Below are 6,333 nucleotides of genomic sequence, written 5' to 3' on the forward strand. Positions count from 1 at the left end.
AGATCTTCGAAAGCGACGTCCAGGTGTTCTTCGTCGCGACCGGCACAGCGGCGAACGCATTGTCGATGGCAGCGTTGAACCGTATCGGCGGCATCGCGCTTTGCCATTCCGAAGCGCATATCAATGTCGATGAGTTCGGCGCGATGGGTTTCTACACTGGCGGCGCGCGCGTGATGCCGGTGCCCGGGCCTCTGGGTCGCATCAACCCGCAGCCGCTGGACAAGGCCATCCAGCGCTATTCGCGGGACCTCGCGCCCGGCGGCCAGCCGATGGCCGTGACCATCACCCAGGCGACCGAAGTCGGCACGGTCTACACCGTCGACGACGTCAAGGCGATCGCCGAGGTCAGCCGTCGCCACGGCCTGCCGCTCCACATGGACGGTGCCCGTTTCGCCAACGCCATCGCCGCGACCGGCGTCACGCCGGCCGAGATGACCTGGAAGAGCGGCGTCGACATCATCTCCTTCGGCGCCACCAAGAACGGCTGCTGGATGGCCGACGCTGTCGTGATCTTCAATCAGGAGGTCGGCAAGGACCTGCGCCTGCTTCGCCAACGCGCCGGGCAGACATTCTCCAAGGCGCGCTTCATCTCGGCTCAGTTCGAAGCCTATTTCACCGATGACCTTTGGCTGAGAATGGCAGGCCACGCCAATGCGATGGCCGCGCGTCTGGCCGAGACGATCGAGGATGCGCCGACCGGCAGGCTGGCCTGGCTACCACAGGCAAACGAGGTGTTCGCGATCCTCGACCGTGCCGCTGCCGAGAAGATGCAAGCCGCCGGCGCCAAATTCTATGAATGGGGCGTGCCGCTGGGCTTTGACGGCCATCTCGGCGACAACGAGGCGATCTACCGCTTCGTCGCCAGCTTCGCGACGACGAAGCAGGAGATCGAGCGTCTCGGCCAGTTGCTCGCTTGAGCTCGCGACATCGGGAGGAACCAGATGACCAGGCCCTCTCTCGGCTCGACCATGCGGCTGGTTCGTCCGGCGCCAAACGTTGTCGGCTTCTACGATGGCCGCCTCGATGGCGTTCGCATCTGGTCGGAGGAGCCGAACTGGCTCGACGACGGCGCCTATTCGCTGGGCATTTGCACTTATGCGATCGTCGATGGATCGCAAGCGCTTGTCTATGACACGCATATATCCCTGCCCCACGCCCGCCTTGTCCGGCGGACGCTCGAAGAGATGGGCGTGACCTCGATCCGCGTCGTGCTCAGCCACTGGCATGACGATCATATTGCCGGGAACGAGATGTTCCATGATTGCGAGATCATCGCCAACCGCCTCACAGCCTCGGCCCTTGAACGTGGCCGGGCCGAGATCGAAGGCGGCAATCCGCCGATCAGGCCGCTCGTGCTCCCCAACAGGATATTCGACAACAACCTCCATCTGACCGTCGGAGCGATCCCCGTCGAACTCCGCCAGGTCGAAATCCACAGCCATGACGGCACGGTCCTGCTGATGCCCGATGCCGGCCTGTTGCTGGCGGGCGACACGCTGGAGGACTCGATCACCTATGTCTCCGAACCGGAGCGTCTTGCCGAACATCTGATCGACCTGGAGCGCATGGCCGGCTGGCGGTTCGATCGCATCCTGCCCAACCACGGTTCCTGCGAAACAATTGCAGCAGGTGGCTATGACAGAAGCCTTATCGCCGCGACCCAGGCCTATGTTCGAAAACTGCTTGCCTGCCGGCAAGAGCCTGACCTGGCCAAGCAGGATCTGAGAACCTTCGGCGCGGATATGTTTGCCTCGACGGCCGTCGAGTATTTCGCGCCATACGAAGCCGTTCACCGACAAAATGTCGAGGCTGCGCTGGCGGCAAAGGGCTAAGGGCTAGCCCAGGAACGGCCGCGCCAGCAGTTCCAGGCCAAGCACGATCAGGAAGATCAGAAACCAGCGCCGGAAGGTCGCCGGGCTGATGCGCTGCCTGAGCAGCTGGCCGAGCCACATGCCGAGCAGGGCCGGCAGCACCGCCAGTGACGACATCGCGAGATGCTCGACCTCGAACGCTCGTGCGAGGCGAGGCCAAGCGCCAGCGCGATGGTGGACACGGTGAAGGAAAGGCCGAGCGCCTGGATCAGGTCGTCCCTGCCGGGCCCCAGCGCCTGGATGTAGGGCACGGCCGGCACCACGAAGACGCCGGTGCCGCCGGTGACGAGGCCGGTGAGGACGCCGATGATGGGCGACAGCCAGCGCTCGGCCCTGGCCGGAATGCCGGGCCGCCGCGCCAGGAGTGTGTAGGTGGCGTAGAGGACAAGGGCGGCGCCGAGGCCGGCGGTCGTCCATTTGACGTTGTCGCTGGCGAGCAACCGCGCGCCGGCAATCGTGCCGACCATGATGCCGGCCATCATCAGCCACAGCCGACGCAGGATCGACGCGAAGCTCGGGCCGGCGAACAGCTGCCAGACATTGGTGACGAAGGACGGCACGATCAGCAGCGAGGCCGCGGTGACAGGCGGCATAGCGGTGCCCAGAAGTCCCATCGCCAGCGTCGGCAAGCCCATGCCGGTCACGCCCTTGACGACGCCGGCCGGCAGGAAGGTGATGGCGATGGTTGCCGTCAGCGCCAGGGAAAAATCGGACATCGCCCTTCATGCTGGGCCGGCGCCTGCTTCAAAAGGGCCAGAAGCCTTTGTTGCGGATGGCACAGAAATCCGCGCAAACAAAAAGCGGCGCCTCTCGGCGCCGCTTTCGTCTCGGGAGGAGACTGGTCTTACGGATGGTGCTCGCGGATTACGCGGCCGCTTTGGCCTCGATCTGCCTGGCCTTGTCCGAGGACTGGGTGATCGCGATCTTGCGCGGCTTCAGCTCCTCGGGAATGTTGCGCTTGAGGTCGACGAAGAGCAGGCCGTTCTTCAGCGTGGCGCCCTCGACCTCGACATGGTCGGCGAGCTGGAAGCGGCGCTCGAAAGCCCTCGAGGCAATGCCGCGATAGAGCAGCTCGGAGCCTTCGCCGTTGCCCTCTTCCTTGCGCTCACCCTTGACGGTCAGCACGTTGCGGTGGGCCTCGATTGAGATCTCGTCTTCCGAGAAGCCGGCAACCGCCATCGAGATGCGATAGGCGTTCTCGCCTGTGCGCTCGATATTGTAGGGCGGATAGGTCTGCGCGCCGTCGGGCTGGCCGAGCGAGTCGAGCATGGTGAAGAGACGGTCGAAACCGACGGTCGAACGATAGAGCGGGGAAAAATCAACGTGACGCATAGGGTGTTCTCCTATTGAGCAACAGAGTTTGCGTTTGGCCGCTGCGAAACCCGGAACGGCGTTTCGGATGGACCAGCGGTCCCGACATTGGCGACCGCTCCAGACATTTGGGAAGCGCAAAAGGGCATTTCAAGATTTTCGCCGACGGAACATTCGAGCCTCGATGAACGTCAGATGAACCGCGGCTTCGGCCGGCGTTCAGCCAGGCGGCGTTAGGATGCTGCCAGGATCAAGGACCAGGCGGCGCGCCCAACAGACGCCGCGACGAGGCCGAGCCGGGTGTTAACGTCCCTTCCTCCCGGATCGACAAGGGCCGGAAGCAGCCAAAGGCTGCTTCCGGCCTCGTTGGTTGGCCTTCCACCATCTCCGCGACGCCTTTGCTTTTGGCGCATGGCCGTCTATCACCGTGCGACACCTCGCCAGCCGCGGCGGCAGAGCAAAGAACGAAACGCCGAATGACGGACCTTTTTTATCAGACGCCGGACAATCCGCCGCCGGAAAATGCCGCCGGCGGCTTCTTCACCACGCGTGACCGCAAGAAGATCCGCTACGGCGTCTTTGCCGCCACCACCCGCCCTCTCAAGGGCACCGTGGTCCTGCTCACCGGCCGCAACGAGTGCGCCGAGAAATATTTCGAGACCATCCGCGATCTTTGCGGCCGCGGCTTCAGCGTCGCAACGCTCGACTGGCGCGGCCAGGGTGCTTCCGACCGGCTGACCGGCGACCCGCAGCGTGGTTATGTCCGCAGCTTCCGCGACTACGCCAGCGATCTCGAGCAGTTCTTCGAGGAGGTGGTGCTGCCCGACTGTCGCGGACCATACTACATCCTCGCCCATTCGGCCGGAGCGGTGGTCGCGCTGCTCGCTTCGCCGTCGATGGTCAACCGGGTGCGGCGCATGGTGCTGATTGCGCCTTTCCTGACCTTGCCCGATTTGCCTGTCTCGATAAGCACGGTCCGCCGCGTCTGCGCGGCGTTCTGCGCGATCGGCCTTGGCCGGCTCTATGCCGCCATCGGACCGCGGCCGAAGGAGACGACGCCGTTTGAGCTCAACAAGGTGACGTCGGATCCCGTGCGTTACCGGCGCAACACCGGCATCTACGAAGCCTGGCCGCAGCTGGCGCTTGGCGGACCGACGATCCGCTGGCTGAAGGCTGCGGCCGAGGCGTCCGAGACGATCAGCGATCCGGACTTCATGAGCGCGATCCAGGTTCCGATGCTGGTGATCGCCGCCGGTGCCGACCAGGTCGTCTCGACCAAGGCGGTGGAAGCCTACGCCAGGCGCCTGCGCCTTGGCTCACTGCTGATGATCGACGGCGCCCACCATGAGATCCTGCAGGAGAAAGACCTCTATCGCGAGCAACTCCTCGCCGCCTTCGACGCCTTCATTCCCGGAACCGGCGACGCGCCCTGACCGGTGCACGGCCACCGGGCTGACAGCCTGCTGCCAGGATCGGCATCCTTGGCCGCGCCCCAGGGACCGATCGCGGGGCTCAGCCGCGCAGAGCAGCCATCGCCGCCGCGTGCAGCTCAGGCGTCGCCGCCGCCAGGATATCCCCGCCCTTCTCCGCCGGACCGCCCTCGAACGTGGTGACGACGCCGCCCGCCTTCTCGATGATCGGGATCAGCGCCACGATATCGTAGGGTTTCAGCCCGGGATCGGCGACGATGTCGACGCTTCCCGCCGCGACCATGGCGAAGGCATAGCAATCGGTGCCGTAGCGGGCGAGCTGGACCTGCTTTTCGAACTGATCGTAGCGCGAGCGCGCCTCGCCCTTAAACAGCGCCGGCGTGGTGGTGAACAGCGTCGCCCTGGCGAGGTCGGTGGTCTTGCGCGTCGCAAGCTTGCGCGGCCCGCCAGGACCTTCATAGTGGGACCCGGATGCGTTGGCATAGAACAGCTCACCGGTGAAAGGCTGCGACATCAGCCCGGCGACGGCCTCGCCGTCGACCGTCAATCCGACCAGCGTTCCCCAGACCGGCAGGCCGGAGATGAAGGCGCGCGTGCCGTCGATCGGATCGATCACCCAGACATGCCGGCTGGAGATGTTCGAGCTGCCGTGCTCCTCGCCGAGAATGCCGTGCTCGGGATACTCCGTCGATATCAGCGCCCGGATCACCCGCTCGGCCTCGCGGTCGGCCTCGGTGACCGGATCGAAGCTACCCGCCTCCTTGTTGACGACCGCGCCCTGGCTGCGGAAGCGCGGCAAGGTCTCGGCGGCGGCGGCATGCGCGATGCGCCGCATGAAGTCGATGCTGATGTCCAACTGATTCTCCCGCGTTGCAGCATGCCGTGCTTTGCCGATGATTTCCTGCCTGAACAAGGGGCATGGATCATTTAGCACCGCGGCAACTGTTGCCTGAATGTCACGCAAACGCCACCGAAACGCAATTTCCCAATCAGAGTGAATTAAAAAAGCCTGAAGTCGATTGACATTTGTGCATCGCACAATAGATTTGTTCTCGGACAGGTTTTCCTGTCCATGCCCTCCTTGGGCGTTTCCTCCCTAGACTTCGACCGTGTCGTGAAAACGATGCGGTCTTTTTTTCACGCGGCTCGCGGCGCTGATCGGGTGTGCCGGCGTTACTCGGCGGCCAGCGGCAGATCGACGAAATGATGGTCCGGCATCGCCATCAGATCGGCCGAGAAGCGCGTGAGGTCGTCGGCAAGCGCGTCGAAGCCGGGCGATTTCTGGAACGTCCGCTCGTTCATGTAGAGCCCGCGATTGACCTCGATCTGCAGCGCATGCAGATGGCGCGCCGGACGGCCGTAATGCTCGGTGATGAAGCCCCCGGCATAGGGCTTGTTGTGGGCCACCGTGTAGCCCATGCCGGTGAGCAGGGCGATCGCCGTCTCGGTCAGCGCCGCCGTTGCGGAAATCCCGAAACGGTCGCCAATGATGAAATCCGGCCGCACGCCATTGTCGCCGACCCTTATGCTGGCCGGCATCGAATGGCAGTCGATCAGCACCGCATAGCCGAACCTGGCATGGGTTCTTGTCAACAGCCGTTTCAGCGTCTCGTGATAGGGCTTGTAGACGGTCTCGATGCGCGCCACCGCCTCGGCCAGTGGCAAGCGGCCGGAGTAGATGTCGAGCCCCTCCCCCACCAGCTTCGGCACGGTGCCGAGCC

General features: G+C 64.4%; 6 protein-coding genes and 1 pseudogene. 3 read left to right on the plus strand and 4 right to left on the minus strand.

Going from position 1 to position 6,333, the window contains the following annotated elements; genetic code table 11:
- The coding region (locus tag EN781_RS22515) for a beta-eliminating lyase-related protein (protein WP_127400349.1) at positions 1 to 917 on the plus strand (917 nt) is incomplete at its 5' end.
- Between the two features lie 24 nt (positions 918 to 941).
- Positions 942 to 1,832 carry an MBL fold metallo-hydrolase gene (locus tag EN781_RS22520; RefSeq protein ID WP_126058416.1) on the plus strand — a complete coding sequence of 297 codons (891 nt, stop codon included), beginning with the start codon at positions 942 to 944 and terminating at the stop codon, positions 1,830 to 1,832.
- Positions 1,833 to 1,835: 3 nt separating this feature from the next.
- Here the strand turns inward: EN781_RS22520 and EN781_RS22525 are convergent.
- Positions 1,836 to 2,587: pseudogene (locus EN781_RS22525) on the minus strand (sulfite exporter TauE/SafE family protein).
- A 148-nt stretch (positions 2,588 to 2,735) separates the two neighbouring features.
- A complete protein-coding gene (locus EN781_RS22530) occupies positions 2,736 to 3,203 on the minus strand; it encodes an Hsp20 family protein (RefSeq protein ID WP_126058414.1) in 468 nt (155 codons plus the stop codon).
- 455 nt (positions 3,204 to 3,658) lie between these two features.
- On the opposite strand from EN781_RS22530, the gene EN781_RS22535 reads away from it, so the two are divergent.
- On the plus strand, positions 3,659 to 4,615 hold the full coding sequence (locus tag EN781_RS22535) for an alpha/beta hydrolase (protein ID WP_126058413.1): 957 nt from the start codon (positions 3,659 to 3,661) through the stop codon (positions 4,613 to 4,615).
- Positions 4,616 to 4,694: 79 nt separating this feature from the next.
- Here the strand turns inward: EN781_RS22535 and hisN are convergent, their stop codons facing one another.
- Entirely contained in the window at positions 4,695 to 5,468 is a 774-nt protein-coding gene (gene hisN / locus EN781_RS22540) for a histidinol-phosphatase (protein WP_126058412.1), read from the minus strand.
- Positions 5,469 to 5,785: 317 nt separating this feature from the next.
- The coding region (locus tag EN781_RS22545) for an N-formylglutamate amidohydrolase (protein WP_189347739.1) at positions 5,786 to 6,333 on the minus strand (548 nt) is incomplete at its 5' end.

This window comes from Mesorhizobium sp. M4A.F.Ca.ET.090.04.2.1 (genome assembly GCF_003999085.1).
Classification (GTDB): domain Bacteria; phylum Pseudomonadota; class Alphaproteobacteria; order Rhizobiales; family Rhizobiaceae; genus Mesorhizobium.

Excerpts from the sequence above, each read along its gene's own strand:
- EN781_RS22520 (WP_126058416.1), top strand. The coding sequence starts at position 942 with ATGACCAGGCCCTCTCTCGGCTCGACCATGCGGCTGGTTCGTCCGGCG.
- EN781_RS22530 (WP_126058414.1), bottom strand. The coding sequence starts at position 3,203 with ATGCGTCACGTTGATTTTTCCCCGCTCTATCGTTCGACCGTCGGTTTC.
- EN781_RS22535 (WP_126058413.1), top strand. The coding sequence starts at position 3,659 with ATGACGGACCTTTTTTATCAGACGCCGGACAATCCGCCGCCGGAAAAT.